The following is a 23,001-nucleotide window of genomic DNA, read 5'->3' as shown; positions in this document are numbered from 1 at the left end:
ACCAGCACCTAGGCTGCCGGCGCCAGTTCCTCAACCGCCGTGCTCGACCAGCGCCTAGTGCGTGACAACCCCGACCTGATCGCCCGGGAGCTCGGTCGGCGGGGCATGGATGTGGACCTCACCGGTCTGCAGTTGATCGCCCAGCAACAGCGGGATCTCGAGGAACAGCGCAGTTCCCTTCAAGCTGAAGGCAACCGCATCGGCAAAGAGGTTGGCCTGCGGATCAAAGGTGGGGCTGACCCAAAAGGCGAGGAGGTCGCGGAGCTGCGTCAGCAGGGCAATGCGATCAAGCAAAAGGTTGCGGTGCTCGAAGACGAGGAGAAGCAACTGAACACCCGCCTGCGGGATCAGCTGCTCACCCTGCCCAACCTGCCCTCACCCGACTGCCCAGATGGGCGTGATGAGAACGACAACCGCGAGGTGCGTCGCTGGGGCACCCCGCGAGAGCAGAGCGGACTGGAGGAGCATTGGGCGATTGCTGATCGCCTGGGACTGCTCGACACGGAGCGCTCGGTACGCATTGCCCAAAGCCGGTTCGTCACCCTGTTCGGCCAGGGGGCGCGCCTGGAAAGGGCCCTGATCAACTTCATGCTGGATCTCCACACCAGCAAGGGGTATCGGGAGGTGTTGCCACCCGTGCTGGTCAACACCGCCAGCCTCACGGGATCGGGACAGCTCCCCAAGTTTGCGGAGGAGAGCTTCCGCTGCGCTGACGATGACCTCTGGCTGACGCCCACCGCAGAGGTGCCAGTGACCTCCCTGCATCGAGACGAAATCATCCCGGCAGACCAACTGCCGCTGCGTTATGTGGCCTACAGCCCCTGCTTCCGCCGTGAGGCAGGCAGCTACGGCCGGGATACCCGGGGACTGATCCGCCTGCACCAGTTCAACAAGGTGGAGCTCTACTGGTTCGCCCACCCCGACCATTCAGCGGAGGCCCACGCCCAGATCACCGCCGATGCCGAAGCGGTCCTGCAGGCCCTTGAGCTTCCCTACCGGGTGCTGGAGCTCTGCACCGGCGATCTCGGTTTCTCAGCGGCACGCACCTACGACCTGGAGGTGTGGCTTGCTGGTGCAGGCGCCTACCGAGAGATTTCCAGCTGCAGCGTCTGCAGCGATTTCCAGGCACGGCGCTCCTCGATCCGCACCAAAGAAGACAAAAACACCCGTCTGGTGCACACGCTCAATGGCAGCGGCCTGGCCATCGGGCGCACGATGGCGGCGCTTCTGGAGAACGGCCAGCAGAGCGACGGCAGCGTGAAACTACCGGCCGCGCTCGTGCCGTACTTCGGTCGCGAGCGTCTCCAGCCAGAATGACCCGATTGACCAAGGCGGTGTGAACGTTCTTGCAGCTCTGATCGCCCTGGGCCTCCTGGTGGTGATCCATGAAGCAGGCCATTTCTTGGCGGCCGTGGGCCAAGGCATCCGCGTCAATGGCTTTTCGGTGGGCTTCGGTCCGGCCCTGATCAAGCGACAGATTCGTGGCGTGACCTACGCGCTGCGCTTGCTTCCTCTGGGCGGTTTCGTGTCCTTCCCGGACGACGAGGAGGACAGCCCAATCCCAGCGGATGACCCGGATCTGTTGCGCAACCGCCCGATTCCCCAACGGGTCCTGGTGATCAGCGCTGGAGTGCTGGCCAATCTGGCTCTGGCCTGGCTGCTGCTGGTGGGCCAATCGGCCTTCGCCGGACTTCCCGCCGACCCGGATCCAGGGGTCCTCGTGGTGGCAGTGCAGCCAGGGGAAGCGGCCGCCAAGTCAGGCCTGAAGCCTGGCGACAGGATTCTGCGACTGAATGACCAGCCCCTCGGCCCCGGCCAGGACGCTGTCCAGACTCTGGTGGATCGGATCCAAAGTGAACCTGGTCAGTCCTTGAAACTGCTGACCCGTCGCGATGCGGACTCTGAGCAGACCCTGGTCCTGATCCCAGAGGATCGTGATGGCCTGGGGCGGATCGGCGCTCAGCTGCAGGTGAATCGCATGGGCAGCCTGCGCCCGGCGAGGAGTCCGCTTGAGGCGATCCGCTTTGGCAGCGGTGAATTCACCGGCCTGCTTCGCAGCACCGTGGCGGGCTACGGCGGACTGGTGACCCACTTTGGTCAGACCGCCCAGCAGGTGAGTGGCCCGGTGAAGATCGTTGAGATGGGAGCCCAGCTCAGCAGCCAGGGCCAGGGGGGGCTTGTGCTGTTCACCGCCCTGATCTCTGTGAACCTGGCCGTGCTGAACGCCCTGCCCTTGCCCCTGCTCGACGGAGGTCAACTGGTGTTCCTTCTGCTTGAAGCTGTGCGAGGCCGCCCGCTGCCTGAGCGTTTCCAGATGGCCGTGATGCAATCAGGCCTGCTGCTGCTGCTGGGCCTGAGCCTGGTGCTGATCGTGCGTGACACCAGCCAGCTGCCCCTTGTGCAGCAGCTCAGCGGCCGTTGAGCCATGCGCGACCGGCCACAAGGTAAGGTTGTGGATTAGTTCGCCCGTTTATCTCGCCCGCATGGCTAAGAAGTCGATGATCGCCCGCGATGTGAAGCGGAAGAAAATGGTCGAGCGCTATGCGGCGAAGCGTGCGGCACTGATGGAAGCCTTCGACAAGGCAGCCGACCCCATGGAGCGTCTGGAAATCCATCGCAAGATCCAGGCCCTGCCACGCAACAGTGCCCCCACCCGCATGCGCAATCGCTGCTGGGCCACCGGAAAGCCCAGGGGCGTCTATCGCGATTTCGGTCTGTGCCGCAACCAACTGCGGGAACGGGCCCACAAGGGTGAACTTCCTGGCGTGGTCAAGTCCAGCTGGTGATTTTGTTCACTGCTGATGCACTGGAGGCAACGTGTTGCCTCCTTTTTTATGGCCAGTCGTTCACGTCAAATGACAGAATGACGGTTGACAGAAAGACATAAACACACGTGCAAGGACAAACCCAGTCGATCTCCTTTGACGGACGGGAGATTCGACTGACGACAGGGCGTTTTGCCCCCCAAGCCGGCGGCTCGGTCATGATCGAGTGCGGCGACACCTCAGTGCTGGTGACGGCGACGCGCTCTGCCGGCCGCGAAGGAATTGATTTCCTTCCGCTGATCTGCGATTACGAGGAAAGGCTCTATGCCGCCGGTCGCATCCCTGGAAGCTTCATGCGTCGTGAAGGCCGCCCTCCTGAGCGGGCCACGCTGATCTCCCGGCTGATCGACCGACCGATGCGGCCCCTCTTCCCGGGCTGGCTCCGTGACGACCTGCAGATCGTTGCCACCTGCATGTCTCTGGATGAGCGGGTCCCTGCTGATGTGCTCGCGGTGACCGGGGCCTCGATGGCGACCCTGCTGGCCGGAATCCCGTTCCATGGCCCCATGGCAGCGGTGCGCGTGGGGCTGCTCGGCGATGACTTCGTGCTCAACCCCAGTTATCGGGAGATCGAGCGAGGTGATCTCGATCTGGTCGTGGCCGGAACGCCCGAAGGGGTGGTGATGGTGGAAGCGGGAGCCAACCAGCTGCCTGAACAGGATGTGATCGAAGCCATCGACTTCGGCTACGAGGCTGTCTGTGAACTGATCAAAGCCCAGCAGGACATTCTCAAGCAGGCCGGGATCGAGCAGGTCATCCCTCCGGCCCCCGAACAGGACAGCACACTTCCCACTTATCTGGAGAAGCAGTGCAGCAAGGCCATTGGTGAAGTGCTCAAGCAGTTTGAGCAAACCAAGGGCGAACGGGACGAGAAGCTCGATGCGATCAAGGCATCCACAGCCGAAACGATCCAAGGGCTCAAGGACGATGACCCGGTGCGGCTGGCCGTGAGCGCCAACGGCAAGGCACTGCCTACCAGCTTCAAGGCCCTCACCAAGAAGCTGATGCGCCAGCAGATCCTCAAGGATGGCAAGCGCGTGGACGGCCGCAGCCTCGACCAGGTGCGTCCGATCAGCGCCGCTGCAGGAGTGCTGCCCAAGCGCGTGCATGGTTCCGGGCTCTTCCAGCGTGGGCTGACCCAGGTGCTCTCCACCGCCACCCTGGGCACCCCCAGCGATGCCCAGGAGATGGACGATCTCAACCCGAGCACCGAAAAAACCTATCTGCATCACTACAACTTCCCCCCCTATTCCGTCGGTGAGACCAAGCCGATGCGCTCCCCAGGCCGCCGCGAGATCGGCCACGGCGCTCTTGCGGAGCGGGCCATCATCCCCGTGCTGCCCGCCAAGGACACCTTCCCTTATGTGGTGAGAGTGGTGAGCGAGGTGCTGAGCTCCAACGGCTCCACCTCCATGGGCTCCGTCTGCGGCAGCACCCTCGCCCTGATGGACGCCGGCGTTCCGCTCAAGGCCCCGGTGAGCGGCGCGGCCATGGGTCTGATCAAGGAAGGCGATGAGGTGCGCATCCTCACCGACATCCAGGGCATCGAGGATTTCCTCGGCGACATGGACTTCAAGGTGGCCGGCACCGACAAGGGCATCACCGCCCTGCAGATGGACATGAAGATCACCGGTCTGGCCGTGAACACCATCGCCGAAGCGGTGAATCAGGCACGCCCGGCCCGTCTGCACATCCTCGAAAAAATGATGGAGGCGATCGACACGCCACGGGAGGGCCTCTCTCCCCATGCGCCGCGTCTGCTCAGCTTCCGCATCGATCCTGAGCTGATTGGCACGGTGATCGGACCTGGTGGTCGCACGATCAAGGGCATCACCGAGCGCACCAACACCAAGATCGACATCGAAGACAGCGGCATTGTCACCATCGCCTCCCACGACGGAGCTGCCGCTGAAGAAGCCCAGAAGATCATCGAGGGCCTCACCCGCAAAGTGAACGAGGGCGAGGTGTTCAGCGGCGCCATCACCCGGATCATTCCGATCGGTGCCTTCGTGGAGATCCTCCCCGGCAAGGAGGGCATGATCCACATCTCCCAGCTCTCCGAAGCTCGGGTGGAGAAGGTGGAAGACGTGGTGAAGGTGGGCGACGAGGTCACCGTGCGCGTCCGCGAAATCGACAATCGCGGCCGCATCAACCTCACGCTACGCGGTGTTCCTCAGAACGGGGAAGAGCCCGAGCCTGAACCCGCTCCCACCCCCGTTGCGCCACTGACCTGAGGGGCGCACACCTCAGCCTTCCCTCAGACCTGAAAGCCAGGATCAATCGAGGCCATCGCCCATGTCGCCTGCTCACAAAGCGCGGCATGGGCTTTCCCATGGCTGGCGATCAGGCAGCCGGCCTGACGCACGTCGCCCGTGTTGTAGCCGAGGGCACGAGCATCGGCGTGCGTGAAAGCGCCACCAGCGGCCAGCAAGACGGCCTCGGGAGCCGCCATGTCCCAGTCCTTGGGGGCACTCCGACCGGACAGGGAGATGTAGAGATCGGTTTCGCCTCTCAGGATCGTGGCCACCTTGAAGCCAACGCTGCCCACGGCTTTGGAACCGCCGAGCTCGAAGGCCTCAATCAACCTGACCAGACGGTCATCGCGGTGGCTGCGGCTGGCCACCAAGATCAGATCCGAAACCGCGGTTCTGTCGCTGAAACGCACCGGTGACCGCTCAGCCTGACGGTCTTCACACCAGGCACCCTCACCAACAATGCCGATCCACAGCTCATCAGCTTCCGGCAGCAATACAACACCAACGACCGGCCGCTTGTCGCGCACCAGAGCCAGATGAACGGCGTATTCGCCTGTGCCCTGCAGAAAATCCTTGGTGCCATCCAGGGGATCGAGAATCCACAGCCATTCGGCCGGCACAGGTTGCCCCTCCGTGAGCTGCTCTTTAGCGGTCTCCTCACTGAGCAGCGTCCAATCGGCATCGGGGAACGCGGCGGACAGACCGTCCAGCAACCACTTGTTCACGGCGAGGTCAGCCGCAGACACCGGGCCCTCCCCGCCGTCATCAACACTCAACGCCTTGGGAAAACCATGCGGGGGCTGCTCGCCGCGGGCATAGGCCCGCAGGATGTCAGCGGCTCCCCAGCAGAGGGGACGCAGGGCCTGCAACAGGGCCTCCTGATCGATCCCGGCGGGCAAGGTCAGGGGGCTCGGCATCATGGAGATCTCTGGGCGGAGCCATTGTGAAGCAGCGGGCTGAACCGGATGCCGGAGTGCTCTACGTGGTGGGCACACCGATCGGACATCTCGGGGATCTCTCGCCTCGAGCCAAGGCGCTGCTGCTGGCCGTTGACACCATTGCCTGCGAAGACACCCGCCACAGCGGCCAGCTGCTGAGCAGTCTTGGATCGACAGCCCGCCGCTGCAGCTTTCATCAACACAACACCCGCACGCGCCTGCCCCAGCTGCTGGCAGAACTGGAGCAGGGCCGAAGCGTGGCGGTGATCAGTGATGCGGGCTTACCGGGCATCAGCGACCCGGGCGAGGAGCTGGTCGCCGCCGCGCGCGCCGCCGGGCATGACGTGATTTGCATCCCTGGCCCCTGCGCGGCAACAACCGCCCTTGTGAGCAGCGGCCTGCCCAGCGCCAGGTTCTGCTTTGAGGGTTTTCTGCCCGCCAAGGGGCGGGAACGACGGGAGCGGCTGCAGCAGATCAGCGAGCAACCGTGCACCAGCGTTCTCTACGAAGCGCCGCATCGCCTGTTGCAGCTCCTGGATGAGCTCGAAGAACTCTGCGGCCCGCAACGGCCGCTGCAGGTGGCAAGGGAACTGACCAAACGCCATGAACAACAGGTGGGCCCCACCGTGGAAGCAGCACGTCTGCACTTTCATGCCCTGGCGCCCCAGGGGGAGTTCACCCTGGTGCTGGGAGGCGCGCCCGCGCCACGCAAGGAGACGCATGATGACCAGTACTGGCGCGACCAATTGCAGGTGTTGATTGCAAGCGGTCTCAGCGCCAATGCCGCCGCCAAACAACTAGCCAGCGGCGGTGACCGCTCCAAGCGGGAGCTCTATGCCCTGCTGCACCAGGAGGAGCCCCCAAGCTCGACAGGCCACTCGAGCTCAACAGCCATCCCCGAGCGATCAGACTGTGCGCAGAGCGATCGGGACTGATGCTGCTACGGCTGCGCCTGCTACTGCTGAGCCTCGGGGGTGCCGGACTCCTGCTGCTGGTGCTCTGCCTTGGTGCCCAGAACCTCAACGAACGCCATGCGCTCAATCTTGGCTTCGGCCGCACGGCGCCATTGCCCTCCGGATTTCTCGTAGGCGTGAGCCTGGTCATCGGTGTGCTCAGTGGCGGCAGCCTGGCGGCGGTGCTGATGCCCCCCAGAGAACCCTGAACGGACGACTCAGGCGTCGAGAGCGATCAGTGACCCATCCAGCACAAGCCTGGTGATGCCCCGAGCGACGAGATAAGAGGTGGTGCGTTCGAACACCTGGCTGTCGGGAATTTTGATCACGCGCTGATTGCGACCGCACTGCCGCTTGGCAGTACGGGGACTGGCGAACAGGGCCAGAGACTGCCGTTCCTGATCTTCACTGGCGATCGCGCCGAGCTCGGGGAAATCACTGAGGGGCCTGGGATCCAGCTCCACCAGCTTGTCCACCAGCATGTAGACGCTCTCCGGAAGCACGCCAGGGCCGATCGGACGGCACTCGGCCGGGAGACCAGGATCCGCGGGGATCTGATCGGTGAGGACAGCCACCGTATGGAATTCCTGCTCGGGCTCGCTGCCGGAATCAGGGTCCCCTGGCTCGAGGTCGTCGCCAGGATCGGGATCATCGGCGAAATCGTCGGCATCATCGAGGGCCAGGCTGGCGGGATCCTCCTCTGCTGAGACTTCAGCACTTGGCGTGTCTTCGGCAGGTGGAGCCAGCGTCGGCGTTGAAACCTTCAAGAAGGGACGCCCCCCCCGCCCCTTCTTGAGGGCTTCGTACTCCTCAGGAGTGAGCGCGCTCCGAACCGTGCGGCTTACGGTGTTGGGGCTGCAACCGAACGCCTCGGCAAGCTGAGCACTGCTCTCGCCAGCGCGATAGCGCTCCACCAGCTCCTGTTTTTGCCTGTCGCTGAGCCGGCTAGGCGCCATCTGCCATGGACTGCAAGCTCATCAGCTTAGGCGTTGCAGTCCATGCAAGCTGCCAAGATGAGCCGATGCTCCCTTAGCTCAGCTGGATAGAGCAGCTGCCTTCTAAGCAGCCGGTCGTTGGTTCGAATCCAACAGGGGGCGTTGAGCCATCAAAGGAAGTCGTAATCGTCCTCATGCTCATTGGAGAGCGCCTGCATCACCAGGGTCGACAAAGGAATCGCCAGAGCAGCGATGACGAGCAGTTCCATGCAAACTCTCCCTGGATTGAGCGCAGTCAATCAGCCATCGGCTCTGGAGAGCGTGGCAACAGCAACCGAATCAGAGATCCGCAGGAAATGGCTGCTCCTGGGGACGCCATTGCCAGGTCTGAGAGAAGTCCACACTCACCCCCTCACCTCTGAGCTTGATCAAGCGGGTGAGTGTCACGCTTCGACCGGGATCGCACTGCTTCTTGATCCGCACCTTGGGGCCCTGAAACACAAAGCGCTGATCCATGAACTGGTTCAGTGCCACTGCGGACACCCCAGTGCCAGAGTGCTGTTCGGTCAGATCGATCTGAAAGCGATCGCACTGAAAGGCCAAGGCCGCACCAGCCTGGGCGGTCACTGCGTCACCTCGCTCCCGGCAGGGAATCAAGCCATGGTTGGCGAGCCGCAAGGAAGCCTGAGCAGGCAACATCGGCGCCCAGGTCTGACCCAATGGCAAATCACAGTCACCAGAGATCGCTGCATTGGCAGTTCCAACAGCTGCAACGGTGACCAGCAGCGCTGCCCCAAACCGGGGAAAACCGTTCATCAGCCCGCCATTCATCGGAATGATTTTAGGGCGCACCACTGGCTGCGCTCCGCCAACGGCGGCAGGCTGAATGATCCGAGGGTTCGCGATGCCACTGGAAACACAACAGCTCGACGATGGAGCGATCAGGGTCTGCCTGCGGCAGGACGGAATCGAGGCCTGCACGGTGGTCAGCAGCTTCCATCTCGTGGAAGACAAGCGCAGGCAGCTTGAACTGAGCATCCAACGCAAGGCCGCCGCCGCCTTCAGCTGAGCGGGCTGAGCATCTCCCTGGCCACCATCACCACCAGGCTGCGCGCCTCCAGGGGCACCCCGGAGGGACTCCAGCTCTCCGGTCGCTCGGGCAGGTCATCTCCTGCTGGCAGGGCGGTGTCGATGAGGCGATGCCAGGGGGAGGCCGGTTCAGGCAGATCGAAATGCATCGCCTTGAAGTAGCTGTTGAAGCCAATCCAGAGCACCGCGCCGCGGGTACCGCGCTGCAGGCTGGCGGCCAGACAATGGGACCAGCTGGCCCAGTCGGGCTTGCCCAGTTCCACCCCGTGCCACTGGCGCCACAGCTGATCAGGATCACCGGACCGCGGCAACGGTGATTCAGCGATCGGCTGGCTTGGGTTGATCAAATCCTCCATCTGCTGACGCAGGCGCAGCAAACGCCGCACATAGGTCTGCAGATCCCGATCGCAATGGTCATCGCCCCAGATCATCCAGCTCAGGGGGCTGTCCTGACACCAGGTGTTGTTGTTGCCCCCCTGACTACGCCCCACTTCATCGCCCATCAGAAGCATCGGCACACCCCGACTGAGCAGCAGAGACGTGAGCAGGTTGCGCTGTTGACGGCGGCGCAGGGCGGTCACCGCCCGATCGCTGCTTGGGCCTTCCACCCCGTGATTCCAACTGCTGTTGTGGTTTTCGCCATCGCGGTTGTCCTCCCCATTTGCGAGGTTGTGCTTGCCGTTGAAACTCACCAGATCCATCAGGGTGAAACCGTCATGGGCGGTGATGAAATTCACCGACCGCCCCAGGGTCAGGGGCCGACCACCGTTCAGATCCGGACTACCGCGCATTCGCTGACCGATCTTCCAGGTGCTGTTTTCATCTCCCTTCCAGAAGCTGCGAACGTCATCGCGGAAGCGTCCGTTCCAGGCTCCGATCCGCTCCGCCGGGAAGTCGCTGAGCCGATAAAGGCCGCCACAATCCCAGGGTTCGCTCACCAACTTGAGATCACTGAGGAGCGGATCGGCTTCGATCGCCTCAAACAGGGGCGGATGGTCGAGGGGCTTGAGCCCCTCCCCACGACTCAAAGCGATACCGAGATCAAAGCGGAAGCCGTCAATCCCCAGCTCGATTGCCCAGCAGCGCATCGACTCGAGGATCAGCTGCCGAGCCAGGGGGCGATTGGCGGCAATGCTGTTGCCGCACCCGCTCACATCGAGGTAATCGCCTTTGGCGTTCTGGTGGTAGTAGAGACGATCACCCACGCCCCGCCAGCTGAGCGTGGGGCCATGGTGATTGCCCTCCGTGGTGTGGTTGTAGACCACATCCAGGAGCACCTCGAGGCCGGCATCGTGGCAAGCGGCCACGAGCTCTCGCACCTGCTGTCGAGCTTGAAGCGGATCGTTTCCGTCGATGTAGCCGTGGTGAGGAGCGAACCAGCTCAGGGGGCTGTATCCCCAAATGTTGTCGCGACCGATCGGAGCGTCCTGGGGATCAAAGGCCTGGATCGGCAGCAGTTCGATCGCTGTGACCCCCAGATCCTTGAGATAAGGAAGTTTGTCGATCACCCCTCTCAACGTGCCCCGACGCTCAGGGGCGACGCCGCTGTCACTGCGGCGGGTAAAGCCACCCACATGCAGCTCGTAAATGACGGTGCGATTCCAGGGGTGGCGTGGCCTGGGATGGGCATTGAAATCAAAGGCATCCCGCTCGCACACCACCGCCTTCAAGCAGCAGTCGGTGTTGGGGGGAGCGCCCGTCGCCGCAGCCCGGCGATAGACACCCCAGCCGCTGATCGCCCGCGCGCATGGGTCCAGCACCACCTTGGCGGGACGGAAGCCGTGGCCACCCGGCTCCAGCGGACCGAACACCCGGTAGCCATAACAGGCACCGGCCCGCAGGCCCTCCACCTCCACATGCCAGTAATCACCGGAGCGATGCTCGGGGCCAAGGTCAATAATGCGCTCGGGCTGGGGGGCATCGCCATCGGCGAACAGCAACAGCTCCACCCGGTTGGCCGCCGGTGCCGCCAGGGAAAAGTTCACCCCTCCAGACGTGAGCGAACTGCCCAGGGGCCAGGGTCTGCCGCGCTGGATCGTGCTCAAGGATCCCCGACCGCAGGGCGCGGTCCTCACTGCGCTCAAACTAATGCTTGCGGCCGTTCCCATCAGCCCATGCCTCTTCCCTCGGTTCTGGAATCAGGACGTCCGCCGCAGCAGATCCTCCCCTTCCTATGGCTGTTTCCCCCCAATCGCGACTGTCGCGGGGGCTCCGCCTGGTGGCTTGACAGCGATCCGGAGCCGGTCTTGATCGACTGCCCGCCCCTGACCGAAAGCAGCCTCAAGGCCCTGCAGGAGCTGGCGGCAGGCCGTACACCCCGAATCGTTCTCACCAGTCGAGAGGGCCATGGGCGCGTGCGACGCCTGCAGGAACACCTGGGCTGGCCGGTGCTGGTGCAGGAACAGGAGGCCTATCTGCTGCCAGGCGTCGATCCGCTCGAGACTTTCGCAGACACGCACACCACCGCGGCAGGCCTGCGCCTGCTCTGGACGCCTGGCCCCTCTCCCGGCAGCTGCGTGTTGCATGCTCCACCCCCTTGGGACCTGCTGTTCTGTGGCCGTTTGCTCATCCCTGTGGCAGTGGGTCAGCTGGCCCCATTGCGCCATCGCCGCAGCTTCCACTGGCCGCGTCAGCAGCGCAGCCTCGAGCGACTGCGCGATTGGATTCCTCCAGATCAAAGGCCAGCACTGGCATCTGGCGCTGGGCTTGGCGCCCTGCGCGGCGAGCGACTCAGCCCCTGGGAGAGCTGGATGCCCTCAAGCCCAACGGCAGGTTTCGCAGACCTACCGTCGTAAAGCGTTGCGGCGCGGGGTCTTTCGGTTGCCGCACCGGCGCAGCCTCCATACGATTGTCGCGCTTGGACAAGCCCATGCGGATGTCGCCTTCCGCATCGCCAACCCGCTTCCGCATCCCACGCCTCCTCACATGAACAAAGCTGACCTCGTCAACCTCGTTGCCGCTCGCACCGAGCTGACCAAGACCGACGTCTCCCTGGTGGTCGACGCCGCCATCGAAACCATCATCGATTCCGTTGTTGAAGGCAAGAAGGTCTCCATCCTCGGTTTCGGCTCCTTCGAGCCCCGCGAGCGTTCCGCCCGTCAGGGTCTGAACCCCAAGACCGGCGAAAAGATCAAGATTCCCGCCAAGCGCGTTCCCGCCTTCACCGCCGGCAAGATGTTCAAGGATCGCGTCCAGGGCTGATCCCATCCATCGTTCAGGATCGAAGCGGCCCCTTGGGGCCGCTTTTTTGATGGCCGATGGCATGCGCCCGACCCCTGACCATCTAGAGCAATGGATCTCGGAAGGCCAGCGCCTGCGGACTCAGGGCTATCGGGGTCGTTTCGCACCCACCCCTTCTGGACCGCTGCACCGCGGCAACCTGGCCACCGCCCTGCTCTCCTGGCTAGCGGCACGCCATGAGAACGGCACCTGGCTGCTGCGCTTCGATGATCTCGATACGCCGCGTCTGCGCGCCGGAGCGATCGACAGCGCCTGTGCAGATCTGCATTGGCTGGGATTGCACTGGGATGGCCCTCCGATCCTGCAAAGCCAGCGCCGGGGGCTTTACAACTCTGTGCTGTCCCATTGGCGTCGGAGCGGAGACCTCTACCCCTGCCGCTGCAGTCGACGCCAACTGGCAGCCCAGCCGTTGTATCCCGGCACCTGCCGCAACCGCAGGCTGGACTGGGGCTGGCAACAGGCTCGCCTTCCGGCCTGGCGGCTCAGGGTTCCCGAGCCATTCTCGGAGCGCTGCGGGGATCTGGTGCTGCGCCGTGCTGATGGCTTCATTGCCTATCACCTGGCCACCGCCGTGGATGAGCTCGCTCTGGGCATCAGCGAGGTGGTGCGCGGGGCTGACCTTGCTGCAGTGCGAGAAGCCCAAGAGGCGGTCATCGCCGCCCTCACGCCGTTGGAACCGCCGCGCTACCGGCACGGGCCGCTGCTTTGCGATGCCAGCGGAGCCAAGCTGTCAAAACGGGATGGCAGCGAAGGGCTTGCGCCGCTGAAGGCCCACAGCATCCAGTCGGATCAGGTGATCGGACTGCTGGCCGCTGACCTGGGCCTGATCGCGCCAGGCTCGGCTCTCTCCGCTAAGGAGCTGCTCCAGGACGTGAATCACGACCCGACGAAGCTGAAGGCACGCCTCAGCGCCAATTCTTCACAAAGGCTTCGGGATCAAGGAGGTGGAATCTCTCCACACTGAAGTCAATTCACTTTCAGATCAGGCATGGCCATCTGTTCGCGTTGCGGGGGGAGCGGCATCCAGCGGGTCTCCGATCAGCGGTTCCGCACCTGTCTCGACTGCCTAGGCCATGGCGATGGCCAAGGGCTGGAGGTCGGCCAGGAGTCCCTGCGCTTTCCTCCGGGTGAACTGGGGATGACCGAAGCGTTCAGCGCAGCTGTTTCCGCTTCTGCTGCCAAATAAAGAAGGCAGCGGTGGCGACCACCGCCACCAGGGGCACCGTGGTGAACAGCAGCAGCGCGACGGCAGTCCAGTCGGTATACATCCGGTCAAGGAGAAAGCCGCTGCATCATCTCAGGAGATCGTTCCCACACGGCAAGCCTGCGGCCACCTGATCAAGATTGCTGAGGGTGGTGGTCGCGATCGCTTCCAGGGCCGCATCGGTCAGGAAGGCCTGATGGGCGCTCACCAGCACATTGGGGAAGGTGAGCAAGCGCTCAAAGGTGTCATCCCCGATCACTTCATCGCTGTGATCGGCAAAGAACAGGCCTCCCTCCTGTTCATACACATCCAGAGCGAGACCTCCGAGCTGACCGGCCTTGAGTGCGGCAATCACCGCCTTGGTATCGAGCAGACCGCCTCGACTGGTATTCACCAGCAGAGCCCCCCGGGGCATCATGGCCAAACGCTCAGCGTTGATCAGATGATGGGTGGCTGGGAGGAGCGGACAGTGGAGGCTGACCACCTGACTGTTGGCGAGCAGCTCCTCAAGACCCACGTATTGGATTCCCACGTCAGAAAGCCGCGGGTCCTGCTGGGCAGGATCGCTGGCCATCACCTTCATGCCAAAGGCCCGAAGCAAAAGCGCGGTTGCGGCGCCGATCCTGCCCGTGCCCACCACGCCTGCGGTCTTGCCATGGAGCTGCAGTCCCACCAGACCGCTGAGATCAAAGTTGTTCTCCCTGACCCGGTTGTAGGAACGATGCAGACGACGCCCCAAGCAGAGCAGCAGAGCCAGGGCGAATTCGGCCACCGACTCAGGGGCATAGGAGGGCACATTGACGACGCGCAGCCCCAGCCGACGGGCGGCCTCCAGATCAACACTGTCGGCACCGGCGCAGCGCAGGGCGATCACCCGCACCCCGAACTGCGCCAATTGCTCCAGGGTGGCGTCACAGAGATCGTCATTCACGAAGCTGCAAACGGCATCACAGCCCTCGGCAAGCACCGCGGTCTCCGGGGTGAGTCGCTCGCGGCTGTAGACGAACACATGGTCGGAGCCCGCCTGCAGGGCACGCACAAAACTCTCAATGTCGTAGTGGCGAGCACTCGCCATCCACACTTTCATCGCTGGTGCCAGTCGCTCTCTCTCTGGTTTAGGGGCAAAACCCAGCCTTGTCGTTCAACAGCGCACCTTTCAATCCCGTGGCTGCTGATGGGGCTGGGACTGGTGCAGCCAACGGCGGTGCTGGCGGGGCTGACCACAAACCTGCTGCCATCGGCGCAGGACTGCCTGCAGACCGGTAGGGAAGCCAGCTGCCACCAGGCGCTGGTGCTGGCTGAATCCCTGCAACGGAAGGCGGCGAGGGCCGAGCGCAACAGCTGCCAGAGCATGACGCTGGGTCTCCAGGCCGACGTGCTCATGGTGCAGATCAAGAACGGTCGAGGCGACAAGGCCTTCGAGACGCTGCGCGACGTTCAACGCCACTGCCAGGGTCTCTAAGGCAAAAAACCGCCACCATGGCGAGCAATCGTTGCGCTGCCGCCGTGCCACGCCCCTGCCCCCAACGAGTGCTGCTCCTCCTCATCCTCTGGGGTTCCGCCGGCACTGGAGCCGCCCTGGCCCAAGTGAGCTTCGATGACTGCCAGCCGGTGGCCGGTGGAGGCATCACCTGCAACACCGTTCCTTATGGGAACACCCGCATGCAAATGATCGATGGCGAATATGGCCTTTTAGATCAGGCCAGTCCTGGCTGGGCTGAATACGACCCCTATGAGGGCTACGAGGACATGCTCGGAGGCAACCAGACCTGAGGGTTCAGATCTGATCCATCAGAGCTGAAGGACAAGCGGGCGGCGGGAATCGAACCCGCATCATCAGCTTGGAAGGCTGAGGTTTTACCACTAAACTACGCCCGCACTAATACACCCGAACCAGTTACCCTGAATGGGTGAGGCCACTGGATGTGTGCTCCAGCATTATGACGGTCCGCCTGCCACACCCCCTCGCTTGACCACCTCCAACGTTGCATCCGAGGGCTCCCGGCGCCGCCTGATGGTGGCCTACGGACTCGGCGATGCCGGCACCGGACTGGCTGCCACCCAACTGGGCTTTTACCTCTTTCCCTTCTTCACTTGCGCCGCAGGACTGCCTGCCTTCATCGCCGGCTCCCTGCTCACGGTGATCAAGCTTTGGGATGCGCTCAATGATCCCTTGATTGGCTGGATGAGCGATCACACCCAGAGCCGCTGGGGCCCACGCTTGCCCTGGATGCTTGGCGCCGCCCTGCCCTTGGGGATCAGCCTAGCGGCGATGTGGTGGGTGCCTGAGGGCGACACCCTGCAGCGCACGCTCTATTACGTGGTGATGGCGATCCTGCTGATGACCGCCTACACGAGCGTCAACCTGCCCTATGCGGCCCTCTCCACCGAGCTCACCAGCGACACAGCCGTCCGCACCCGACTCAACGCCGCCCGATTCACTGGGTCGATCATCGCTGGCCTCAGCGGCCTGATCGTTGCCTCGTTGGTGCTGAGCGACGGCGCCGATGGCTACCTGCGCATGGGCAGGATTACCGGAACGATTGCAGCTCTCGCAACGCTCGCCTGCTGCTGGGGTCTCGCCCCCTACGCCAAAAAAGCCCAGCGACCAGGCGGGCACGCCGAGCCTCCCCTGCAGCAACTGCGCCGGATTCGAGCCAATTCACGCTTTCTGATGGTTCTCGGCCTGTATCTGCTGCTCTGGTTCGCCCTGCAGCTGATGCAGGTGGTGGCTCTGATCTGGCTGGTGCAGGTGATCCATGTGCCCCCAAGCCTCTCCACCTGGATCCTGCTTCCCTTCCAACTGAGCGCCCTGGTGGGCCTCCAGCTCTGGAGCTTGCTGTCCAACCGTCGCGGACGCATCAAGGCCTTGCACTGGGGTGGTGGCCTCTGGATTGCCGCCTGCCTGCTGTCGATGCTCTTTCCGGTGCTTCCCGCTGGCGCCGATGCTGCCCAGCTCGCCCCGCTGATCGGCCTCATCCTTCTCGTAGGACTCGGGGCCTCAACCGCTTATCTGATCCCCTGGTCGCTGCTGCCTGACGCCATTGATGCCGATCCGGCCAGGCCCGCTGGCCTTTACACGGCCTGGATGGTCTTCGGGCAGAAGCTGATCATCGGCCTGAGCATGTCGGTCTTCGGCGCACTCCTTTCGCTCACCGGCTATATCTCGAGCGAAGCCTGCAGCGGGGCCCTCAGTTTCATCGAGCAACCAGCCACGGCTCTGCTCGCGATCCGTCTGTGCATGGGTCTGATTCCCGCCACACTCGTGGCATTCGGCCTGTTGGTAATGCGTCGCTGGCCCGACCGCGGCGCCCATCTTCAGCACACCTGATCAGGCGAGACCTTTGATGCAAGCCCCCCGCTGGTTACGACGTCTCGGCAGCAGTCTGCTGATCGGAGGCCAGGCCGTGACCGCCGCCTCCCGCGGCAAGATCAACACCATTGACCTCTTCGATCAGCTGCTGGAAGCGGGACCAAGCACCTTTCTGATTGTGCTGATCACCGGAGTGGCCGCAGGCTCGGTGTTCAACATCCAGGTGGCCGCGGAACTGAGTGGAATGGGAGCCGGCTCCACCGTGGGTGGCGTGCTGGCGATCGGCCTGGCCCGGGAGATCGCACCCCTGCTCACCGCCACGCTGCTCACCGGCAAGGTCGCCACGGCCTACGCCGCCCAGCTGGGCACCATGAAGGTGACCGAACAGATCGATGCGATCACGATGCTGCGCACTGACCCGGTGGAATACCTGGTGGTGCCTCGACTGATCGCCATGGTGGTCATGGCACCGGTGCAATGCCTGCTCTTCTTTGGCGTCGCCGTCTGGGCAGGCCAGATGACCAGCACGGCCTTCTACAACATCCCGCCTGCGGTGTTCTGGAACTCGGTGCGCACCTGGCTGCAGCCCGATGACCTGCCGTTCATGCTGATCAAGGCTCTGGTGTTCGGCCTTCAGATCGCTGTGCTCTCGTGCGGCTGGGGCCTCACCACCGAAGGAGGCCCGAAGGAGGTAGGAACCAGCACCACCGGTTCGGTGGTCATGATTCTGGTGACCGTGGCTCTGATGGATGTGCTGCTCACCGAACTCCTGTTCGGCTAAACCCTCCACCGTGATGCATCAAGACCATCCCAACCCAAACCTGGAGGCGGTGAGCCTCAGCGCCAACCCTCGCCTGCCGCTGCTGGTGCTGCTGTTCAGCCTGGCTTTGTTGCCGCTGCCGCTCAGCCCCTGGCCGACCCTGCCGGTGGCTCTGTTCAGCCTGTTTCTACTGCTGCAGACCTACAGCCTGCGCCTGGAGTTCTGCCCCGACACCCTGGTGGTGTGGCGCGGCGGGCAGGAGCTGCGTCGCTTCCCCTACAGCGACTGGCAGGCCTGGCGCCTCTTCGCCCCATGGCTCCCTGGGCTGCTGTATTTCCGCGAAGTCAAGAGCATTCATTTCCTGCCGATCCTTTTTGATCCGCAACAGCTGCGCGCCCAGCTGGAGCTGCGGGTGGGCGCCCTGGAGACAGGCAAGCCTTGAACCAATGGCACGTTCTCGTATCGCAGACGCAACAGAAAAGCTACGGGAACGTGTCTCACCAGTCGGCCTTGCCGTGATCCGCTGAAATGGAGCCAGGACCGGTCTGCCATGCCTGACGACACCGACCTGAATCCCACCAACCTGCATCCCACCGACCTGCATCCCCAGGACGCGCAGGACGCTGGGACAGCGCCATCCACGGGCGAATCAGACGCCGCAGCCAAAGAACAGTTGATCCAACTGGCTCTCTCTGATCTGCAGGCGCGCCGCGCGGAGCTGGAAGAGGAGATCCAGACACTGAGTGCGCGCAAACAGCAGCTCGAGGGAGAGATCAACACCAGCTTTGCCGGTCAGTCCGATGCGATCGCCCGCCGCGTGAAGGGCTTCCAGGAGTACCTGGGCGGAGCACTCCAGGGCCTGGTTCAGTCGGTGGACAACCTCGAACTGGTCGTGCAGCCGGTGGTGGTGCAGCCCTCTCCCCTCGATCAGCAGGCCGCTGCCGCCACCACAGAGGCAACTGAAGCCCCAGCCCCGGCCGCAGTTGCCGACACCTTCCGCCCAGACGAGACGCTGATCCGCAACAACCTCGAGCGCTTCCTCGGGCAACCCGATTTCTACGCCGATCCCTGGAAACTGCGCCGCAGCCTGGAAGCCCCCGACACAGCCCTGCTGCAGGACTGGTTCTTCAATCAGGGGGGGCGCGGGGCCCAGCCCAGCCGCGGCAGCCGGCCACGCAATGTGTTGCTGAGTGCAGCCCTGATCGCCATCATCGGCGAGCTCTATGGCGACCAGTTCCAGACCCTGGTGCTGGCGGGCCAGCCTGAACGACTCGGCGAGTGGCGACGCGGCCTCCAGGATGCGCTGGGTCTAGGCCGGGAGGATTTCGGCCCCAACAGCGGCATCGTGCTGTTCGAGCGGGGGGATGCGCTGGTGGAGCGAGCTGACCGCCTGGAGGAGCGGGGCGAGGTGCCGCTGATCCTGATTGATGCCGCCGAACGGGTGGTCGACATTCCCGTGCTTCAGTTCCCTCTCTGGCTGGCCTTCGCGGCCGGGCCAGGCGAGACCTACGACGACGACGACCTGCTCTGATGGGCTTCCTCTCCTTGCTCCTGGGCTATCTGCTCGGCTCCATTCCCAGCGGCTACCTCGCCGGCCGCTGGCTCAAAGACATCGACCTGCGCACGATCGGCTCAGGCTCCACCGGCGCCACCAACGTGCTGCGCAACGTGGGCAAGGGCCCAGCCCTGGTGGTGTTTCTGGTGGATGTGGGCAAGGGAGCAGCGGCTGTGCTGCTGGCCCGAGCCCTCGGCCATGGATCCGATTGGAGCGCCTGGCTTGAGGTGCTGGCCGGTCTGGCGGCCCTGGCCGGTCACATCTGGCCCGTGTGGCTGGGATTCAAAGGCGGCAAGGCCGTGGCCACTGGCCTGGGCATGTTTTTGGGGCTGGCCTGGCCGGTGGGCCTCGCCTGCTTCGGGGTGTTCATGGCCGTGTTCAGCCTGAGTCGAATCGTGTCGCTGGCCAGCGTGATCGCCGCCGTGAGCCTGCCCCTGCTGATGGTGAGCTACCCCGGTGGCAGCCCTCCCTACGTGTTGATTGCCCTCATCGCCATGCTGCTGGTGCTCTGGCGTCACCGCAGCAACCTGCAGCGCCTGATCGACGGCACTGAACCGAAGGTGGGACAAAAGCCGTGAGCGCCGCGGTGGTCGTGTTCTTGCGCGGGGGGCCGGTGTTCTACGGGAATGCTCTGGGCACCAGCTGGCGCGCCTGGGGCGGTCTCAACGTCAAGTTCTGATCACTCGCTTGGCTGGGGGCTTCCGATGAGCTCCCCGCAACAGGCCGCAAACGCAGCGCTGGGATCCTCAGCCTTGGTGATCGGCCGGCCGATCACCAGCTGACTGGCGCCTGCTGTAATCGCCTCGGCAGGCCCCATCACCCGGGCCTGATCGCCCACTGCGGCTCCTTTGGGTCGAATGCCTGGCGTCACCAAGGCAAACGGCTCGGGGTGCTGCCCCCGCAATACCTCGGCCTCCAGGGGTGAGCACACACAGCCGCCGATGCCGGCGGTTGCCGACAACTGTGCCAACGCCGGCACCCGTTCGGCGATGCCTTGGGCAATGGCGAGTTCCCGTTGCAGCCTTTGCTCCTCCCAGCTGGTGAGCACCGTCACCGCCAGCAGGGTGGGGGCGGGTTGGCCAGCGCTTTTTGCTCCTTCCACCGCCGCGGCCTGGGCCGCCTGGAGTGCTTCACTGCCGGCGCAGGCATGCACCGTGATCAGCTCCGCCCCCAGCGCCGCTGCCCGCCGGCAAGCCCCGGCCATCGTGGCCGGGATGTCGTGAAATTTGAGGTCGAGAAACACCCGCAGCCCCTGCTCACGCAGTTGGGCCACCACCTCCGGGCCCGCCTGCACAAACAGCTCCAGGCCCACCTTCACCCAGCGCAGCCCTTCCACCTGAGCGGCAAAGGCCAGCGCCTGCTCGGGCGCCATGCCATCGAGAGCCACAATGATCCGATCAGCGGGATGCAAGCTCGTCATCAGCCCACCAAACGGCGGAAGGTCTTTTTGCCCAGCTGCAGCACCTTGCCGGCCAATTGATCGGGGCCTGCAAATTCCTGATTGGGATCGCTGAGCTTCTCGCCATCGAGCTTCACGCCGCCACCCTGGATCTGACGGCGGGCTTCACTGCTGCTGGCGCAGATGCCAACGGCGCTGAGCAGATAAAAGGCCTTAGCAGGGAAGTTCACCTCCGCCAGAGACGCCTCCGGCACCTCCGCCGCCGCATCACCGGCGCCCCCAACCAACGTGGCCGCGTCGGCCTGAGCCTTCGTGGCCGCCTCGATCCCATGGCGGCTGGCGGTCACCGCCAGGGCCATCGCCTTCTGCTTCTCGCGGGGATTGTCCGGCAAAGCGTTCAAATCCAGATCGGTGAGCAAGGTCACGTAGTCGTCGATCGCCCCATCGCCCACCTTCTCGAGCTTGGAATACATCGAAAGGGGATCGTCCTCGAGGCCAACGGTGTTGCCCAGGCTCTTGCTCATCTTCTGGACACCATCAAGACCCACCAAGATCGGCAGCAGCAACCCGAACTGGGTGCCTTTGCCGAAATGGCGCTGCAGGTCACGGCCCATCGCCACATTGAATTTCTGATCCGTGCCCCCGAGCTCCACGTCAGCCTCCACCGCCACCGAGTCGTAGCCCTGCAGCAGTGGATAGAGGAACTCATGCAACGCGATGGGGGTGCCGCTGCCATAGCGCTTGGAAAAGTCGTCCTTCGCCAGCATCTGGCCCACGGTGGCAGTCCCCAGCAAGCCGATCACCTGAGGCAGATCCAAGCCCTCCAACCACTCACTGTTGCGGCGCACCTCAAGTCGGCCCGGGGTCTCGAAATCCAGCAGGGCCCGCTCCTTGGGCTGCCCTTGGCCGAGCTGACGCAGGTAGGTGGTGGCGTTGGCTTCCACCTGCTCCTTGCTGAGCTGCACCCGCGTGGCGCTCTTGCCGGTGGGATCGCCGATGCGTGCTGTGAAGTCACCAATGATCAACACCGCCGTGTGGCCCGCATCCTGGAAAGCCCGCAACTTGCGGAACAAAATGCTGTGTCCCAGGTGGATGTCGCTTCCGGTGGGGTCGATGCCCAGCTTGATGCGCAGGGGCCGGCCGGCCTTGTCGGCTGCCTTGAGCCGGGCGCCCAGAGCTTGATCCGGGTCGGAGGGGTCTCCGGCCGGAAAGAGATCGGCCATGCCCCGCGCCAGCCAATGCGGCAGGGAAGAAGAGGCATCAGCCATGGCAGAGGAGCACTGAATCCGTGCGGATCGTACGGGGCCAGCCGGCCCACTTCCCCGCTGCTCCTTCAGGAGGGCGACTGATCCAGCTGGCTCTTCATGCGCTCGAGGGTTTGATTCATCTGCTCGAACATCTGCTCGGGAGTGATCCCGAACTGACCGAGCTGGGTGCGGAGCTGCTCCACGGTGAGCTTGGCCTGGAAATCTTCCGAGAGCTCGAAGCGCTTCATAAACACCCGATAGCGCCCCATCAGCTCCTCCATCGTGTCGATGAACTTCTTCTTGCCCTCCCGGTCAAACTTTCCGTAGTCGGAGCCGAGCTGCATCAGTTGCTGATAGTCGCCGAACAGTCGCTTGGCCTCCTCCTGAACGATCTCGGAGTCGAAGAACGCCATGGCCCGCTGATCAACTGAAAGCGAGTCTGAACAATTCCGCCGTCTCTTAACAGTGCGGATCCCTGCCCCCTGAACGGGGTGAACATGGGAGCAATGCCACCTGCGGCGCATCGCCGCGGCCTTGCGTGGATTTCAGCCAAAGAATTCCCACCCTGCAGAATCGCGTGCGTGAAGGCCATCGCCTGCTCCGACGCAGCCGAACGGCGATCGCCACCGCCGATCGAATGTTGCTCACCAGTTGGGTGAGCCTGTTTGAAGGTCTGGGTCCGCTGGTCACAGCAGCCACCAGCGAGGAGGAATGCCTGCAAAGCCTCGGCAGCAGCGAGGCAGACCTCCTGCTCTGCACGGATCTCCTGGAAGCGGGCAGCGGCGTCAGCCTGGTGCGTCGAGCCAGGGTGGCGTATCCGCAGCTGAAGATCCTGATGCTGATCCAGCGGCCGATCGTGCGCACGATTCTTGAGGCGATTGATGCCGGATCTGATGGGCTCTGCGCCCACCAAAACGTCGGTTCAGGCACCGTGTTTGCCGCCCTCAACGCGATCGACAGCGACGATCAATACATCGATCCGATGATCAGCGGCGTTCTTCGTCACGGTCGACTGGGGAAAGGCTCAGACCAAGGCCCCCTTGCGGAGCTCAGCCTGCGGGAGGAAGACGTGCTGCGGGGGCTCTGCCGGGGCATGAGCAACCGGGAGATCGCGGATGCCCTTGTGGTGTCCATCGACACGGTGAAATCCCACGTCGGCAGCGTGCTGCGCAAACTACCGGCGAAAGACCGCACCCATGCGGTGGTGATGGCCTTCCGCGATGGCCTGGTGGAGCTGCCAGCCCGGCCGCCCCGCTGGCAGGGACCGAGGGAGTCTGGGTAAGGTCCT

At 63.9% G+C, this 23,001-nt stretch carries 26 protein-coding genes and 2 tRNA genes; 19 read left to right on the top strand and 9 right to left on the bottom strand.

Going from position 1 to position 23,001, the window contains the following annotated elements; translation table 11 throughout:
* Positions 1 to 39: 39 nt before the first annotated feature.
* From serS to H0O21_RS06475, 4 genes are all read left to right on the top strand, one after another.
* Entirely contained in the window at positions 40 to 1,317 is a 1,278-nt protein-coding gene (gene serS, locus H0O21_RS06490) for a serine--tRNA ligase (RefSeq protein WP_185189102.1), read from the top strand.
* A 19-nt stretch (positions 1,318 to 1,336) separates the two neighbouring features.
* Positions 1,337 to 2,422: an RIP metalloprotease RseP gene (gene rseP, locus H0O21_RS06485; protein WP_185189101.1), complete on the top strand. Its 1,086-nt coding sequence runs from the start codon at positions 1,337 to 1,339 to the stop codon at positions 2,420 to 2,422.
* A 61-nt stretch (positions 2,423 to 2,483) separates the two neighbouring features.
* Positions 2,484 to 2,786: a 30S ribosomal protein S14 gene (rpsN, locus tag H0O21_RS06480; protein WP_131454650.1), complete on the top strand. Its 303-nt coding sequence runs from the start codon at positions 2,484 to 2,486 to the stop codon at positions 2,784 to 2,786.
* Positions 2,787 to 2,893: 107 nt separating this feature from the next.
* Positions 2,894 to 5,059 (top strand): polyribonucleotide nucleotidyltransferase, encoded by a 2,166-nt coding sequence (locus H0O21_RS06475; RefSeq protein ID WP_131594330.1) that lies wholly within the window; start codon positions 2,894 to 2,896, stop codon positions 5,057 to 5,059.
* 23 nt (positions 5,060 to 5,082) lie between these two features.
* Here the strand turns inward: H0O21_RS06475 and H0O21_RS06470 are convergent, their stop codons facing one another.
* The gene (locus H0O21_RS06470; protein WP_185189100.1) at positions 5,083 to 6,000 is read right to left on the bottom strand and encodes a 3'(2'),5'-bisphosphate nucleotidase CysQ; all 918 of its coding nucleotides are present in this window, start codon (positions 5,998 to 6,000) and stop codon (positions 5,083 to 5,085) included.
* Positions 6,001 to 6,023: 23 nt separating this feature from the next.
* On the opposite strand from H0O21_RS06470, the gene rsmI reads away from it, so the two are divergent.
* Positions 6,024 to 6,953 (top strand): 16S rRNA (cytidine(1402)-2'-O)-methyltransferase, encoded by a 930-nt coding sequence (gene rsmI, locus H0O21_RS06465; RefSeq protein WP_185189099.1) that lies wholly within the window; start codon positions 6,024 to 6,026, stop codon positions 6,951 to 6,953.
* The gene (locus H0O21_RS06460; RefSeq protein WP_185189098.1) at positions 6,953 to 7,180 is read left to right on the top strand and encodes a hypothetical protein; all 228 of its coding nucleotides are present in this window, start codon (positions 6,953 to 6,955) and stop codon (positions 7,178 to 7,180) included. Before rsmI ends, H0O21_RS06460 begins: the two co-directional genes overlap by 1 nt.
* A gap of 9 nt (positions 7,181 to 7,189) precedes the next feature.
* Here H0O21_RS06460 and H0O21_RS06455 read toward each other — a convergent pair whose 3' ends face one another.
* A complete protein-coding gene (locus H0O21_RS06455) occupies positions 7,190 to 7,927 on the bottom strand; it encodes a helix-turn-helix domain-containing protein (RefSeq protein ID WP_185190780.1) in 738 nt (245 codons plus the stop codon).
* 67 nt (positions 7,928 to 7,994) lie between these two features.
* Here H0O21_RS06455 and H0O21_RS06450 point away from each other — a divergent pair.
* Positions 7,995 to 8,068, top strand: a tRNA-Arg gene (locus H0O21_RS06450).
* A gap of 177 nt (positions 8,069 to 8,245) precedes the next feature.
* Here H0O21_RS06450 and H0O21_RS06445 read toward each other — a convergent pair.
* The gene (locus tag H0O21_RS06445; RefSeq protein ID WP_185190779.1) at positions 8,246 to 8,722 is read right to left on the bottom strand and encodes a hypothetical protein; all 477 of its coding nucleotides are present in this window, start codon (positions 8,720 to 8,722) and stop codon (positions 8,246 to 8,248) included.
* Positions 8,723 to 8,810: 88 nt separating this feature from the next.
* Between H0O21_RS06445 and H0O21_RS06440 the strand changes: the two genes are divergently transcribed.
* A complete protein-coding gene (locus H0O21_RS06440) occupies positions 8,811 to 8,975 on the top strand; it encodes a hypothetical protein (RefSeq protein WP_161567574.1) in 165 nt (54 codons plus the stop codon).
* Here H0O21_RS06440 and H0O21_RS06435 read toward each other — a convergent pair.
* Positions 8,968 to 11,040 carry a glycogen-debranching protein gene (locus tag H0O21_RS06435; RefSeq protein WP_255441171.1) on the bottom strand — a complete coding sequence of 691 codons (2,073 nt, stop codon included), beginning with the start codon at positions 11,038 to 11,040 and terminating at the stop codon, positions 8,968 to 8,970. The two genes, H0O21_RS06440 and H0O21_RS06435, sit on opposite strands and share 8 nt — an antisense overlap.
* A gap of 69 nt (positions 11,041 to 11,109) precedes the next feature.
* On the opposite strand from H0O21_RS06435, the gene H0O21_RS06430 reads away from it, so the two are divergent.
* The 3 genes from H0O21_RS06430 to gluQRS all read left to right on the top strand — a co-directional run bounded on the left by H0O21_RS06430 (position 11,110) and on the right by gluQRS (position 13,199).
* A complete protein-coding gene (locus tag H0O21_RS06430) occupies positions 11,110 to 11,790 on the top strand; it encodes an MBL fold metallo-hydrolase (protein ID WP_185190777.1) in 681 nt (226 codons plus the stop codon).
* 130 nt (positions 11,791 to 11,920) lie between these two features.
* On the top strand, positions 11,921 to 12,196 hold the full coding sequence (locus tag H0O21_RS06425; protein ID WP_006043393.1) for an HU family DNA-binding protein: 276 nt from the start codon (positions 11,921 to 11,923) through the stop codon (positions 12,194 to 12,196).
* Between the two features lie 61 nt (positions 12,197 to 12,257).
* Positions 12,258 to 13,199 carry a tRNA glutamyl-Q(34) synthetase GluQRS gene (gene gluQRS / locus H0O21_RS06420; protein WP_255441170.1) on the top strand — a complete coding sequence of 314 codons (942 nt, stop codon included), beginning with the start codon at positions 12,258 to 12,260 and terminating at the stop codon, positions 13,197 to 13,199.
* A 328-nt stretch (positions 13,200 to 13,527) separates the two neighbouring features.
* Here the strand turns inward: gluQRS and H0O21_RS06415 are convergent, their stop codons facing one another.
* On the bottom strand, positions 13,528 to 14,514 hold the full coding sequence (locus H0O21_RS06415) for a 2-hydroxyacid dehydrogenase (RefSeq protein WP_370523094.1): 987 nt from the start codon (positions 14,512 to 14,514) through the stop codon (positions 13,528 to 13,530).
* A 99-nt stretch (positions 14,515 to 14,613) separates the two neighbouring features.
* Between H0O21_RS06415 and H0O21_RS06410 the strand changes: the two genes are divergently transcribed.
* Both H0O21_RS06410 and H0O21_RS06405 read left to right on the top strand, forming a co-directional pair.
* Entirely contained in the window at positions 14,614 to 14,901 is a 288-nt protein-coding gene (locus H0O21_RS06410; protein ID WP_185190774.1) for a hypothetical protein, read from the top strand.
* A gap of 17 nt (positions 14,902 to 14,918) precedes the next feature.
* Positions 14,919 to 15,212, top strand: a complete 294-nt coding sequence (locus H0O21_RS06405) for a lactate dehydrogenase (RefSeq protein ID WP_255441169.1) — start codon at positions 14,919 to 14,921, stop codon at positions 15,210 to 15,212.
* Between the two features lie 34 nt (positions 15,213 to 15,246).
* Here H0O21_RS06405 and H0O21_RS06400 read toward each other — a convergent pair.
* Positions 15,247 to 15,317: transfer RNA gene (locus tag H0O21_RS06400), tRNA-Gly, on the bottom strand.
* A gap of 136 nt (positions 15,318 to 15,453) precedes the next feature.
* On the opposite strand from H0O21_RS06400, the gene H0O21_RS06395 reads away from it, so the two are divergent.
* The 5 genes from H0O21_RS06395 to plsY all read left to right on the top strand — a co-directional run bounded on the left by H0O21_RS06395 (position 15,454) and on the right by plsY (position 19,645).
* A complete protein-coding gene (locus tag H0O21_RS06395; RefSeq protein ID WP_185190910.1) occupies positions 15,454 to 16,770 on the top strand; it encodes an MFS transporter in 1,317 nt (438 codons plus the stop codon).
* Between the two features lie 16 nt (positions 16,771 to 16,786).
* Positions 16,787 to 17,533 (top strand): ABC transporter permease, encoded by a 747-nt coding sequence (locus H0O21_RS06390; protein WP_185190773.1) that lies wholly within the window; start codon positions 16,787 to 16,789, stop codon positions 17,531 to 17,533.
* Positions 17,534 to 17,546: 13 nt separating this feature from the next.
* Positions 17,547 to 17,954, top strand: coding sequence for a DUF3119 family protein (locus H0O21_RS06385; protein WP_185190772.1), 408 nt, complete (start codon positions 17,547 to 17,549; stop codon positions 17,952 to 17,954).
* A gap of 108 nt (positions 17,955 to 18,062) precedes the next feature.
* Positions 18,063 to 19,043 (top strand): DUF3086 domain-containing protein, encoded by a 981-nt coding sequence (locus tag H0O21_RS06380; protein ID WP_185190771.1) that lies wholly within the window; start codon positions 18,063 to 18,065, stop codon positions 19,041 to 19,043.
* On the top strand, positions 19,043 to 19,645 hold the full coding sequence (gene plsY / locus H0O21_RS06375; RefSeq protein ID WP_185190770.1) for a glycerol-3-phosphate 1-O-acyltransferase PlsY: 603 nt from the start codon (positions 19,043 to 19,045) through the stop codon (positions 19,643 to 19,645). Before H0O21_RS06380 ends, plsY begins: the two co-directional genes overlap by 1 nt.
* 101 nt (positions 19,646 to 19,746) lie before the next feature.
* Here the strand turns inward: plsY and pyrF are convergent, their stop codons facing one another.
* The 3 genes from pyrF to H0O21_RS06360 form a co-directional block, all read right to left on the bottom strand.
* Positions 19,747 to 20,487: an orotidine-5'-phosphate decarboxylase gene (gene pyrF / locus H0O21_RS06370; RefSeq protein ID WP_185190769.1), complete on the bottom strand. Its 741-nt coding sequence runs from the start codon at positions 20,485 to 20,487 to the stop codon at positions 19,747 to 19,749.
* Positions 20,487 to 21,734, bottom strand: coding sequence for a tyrosine--tRNA ligase (tyrS, locus tag H0O21_RS06365; RefSeq protein WP_185190768.1), 1,248 nt, complete (start codon positions 21,732 to 21,734; stop codon positions 20,487 to 20,489). Before tyrS ends, pyrF begins: the two co-directional genes overlap by 1 nt.
* A 65-nt stretch (positions 21,735 to 21,799) precedes the next feature.
* Positions 21,800 to 22,126 (bottom strand): DUF1825 family protein, encoded by a 327-nt coding sequence (locus H0O21_RS06360; protein ID WP_131454674.1) that lies wholly within the window; start codon positions 22,124 to 22,126, stop codon positions 21,800 to 21,802.
* Positions 22,127 to 22,251: 125 nt separating this feature from the next.
* On the opposite strand from H0O21_RS06360, the gene H0O21_RS06355 reads away from it, so the two are divergent.
* Positions 22,252 to 22,995 carry a response regulator transcription factor gene (locus H0O21_RS06355; RefSeq protein WP_185190767.1) on the top strand — a complete coding sequence of 248 codons (744 nt, stop codon included), beginning with the start codon at positions 22,252 to 22,254 and terminating at the stop codon, positions 22,993 to 22,995.
* Positions 22,996 to 23,001: the final 6 nt, after the last annotated feature.

It is taken from the genome of Synechococcus sp. HK01-R, assembly GCF_014217855.1.
GTDB lineage: Bacteria > Cyanobacteriota > Cyanobacteriia > PCC-6307 > Cyanobiaceae > Synechococcus_C.
This window is presented reverse-complemented; position numbering and strand designations above follow the sequence as displayed.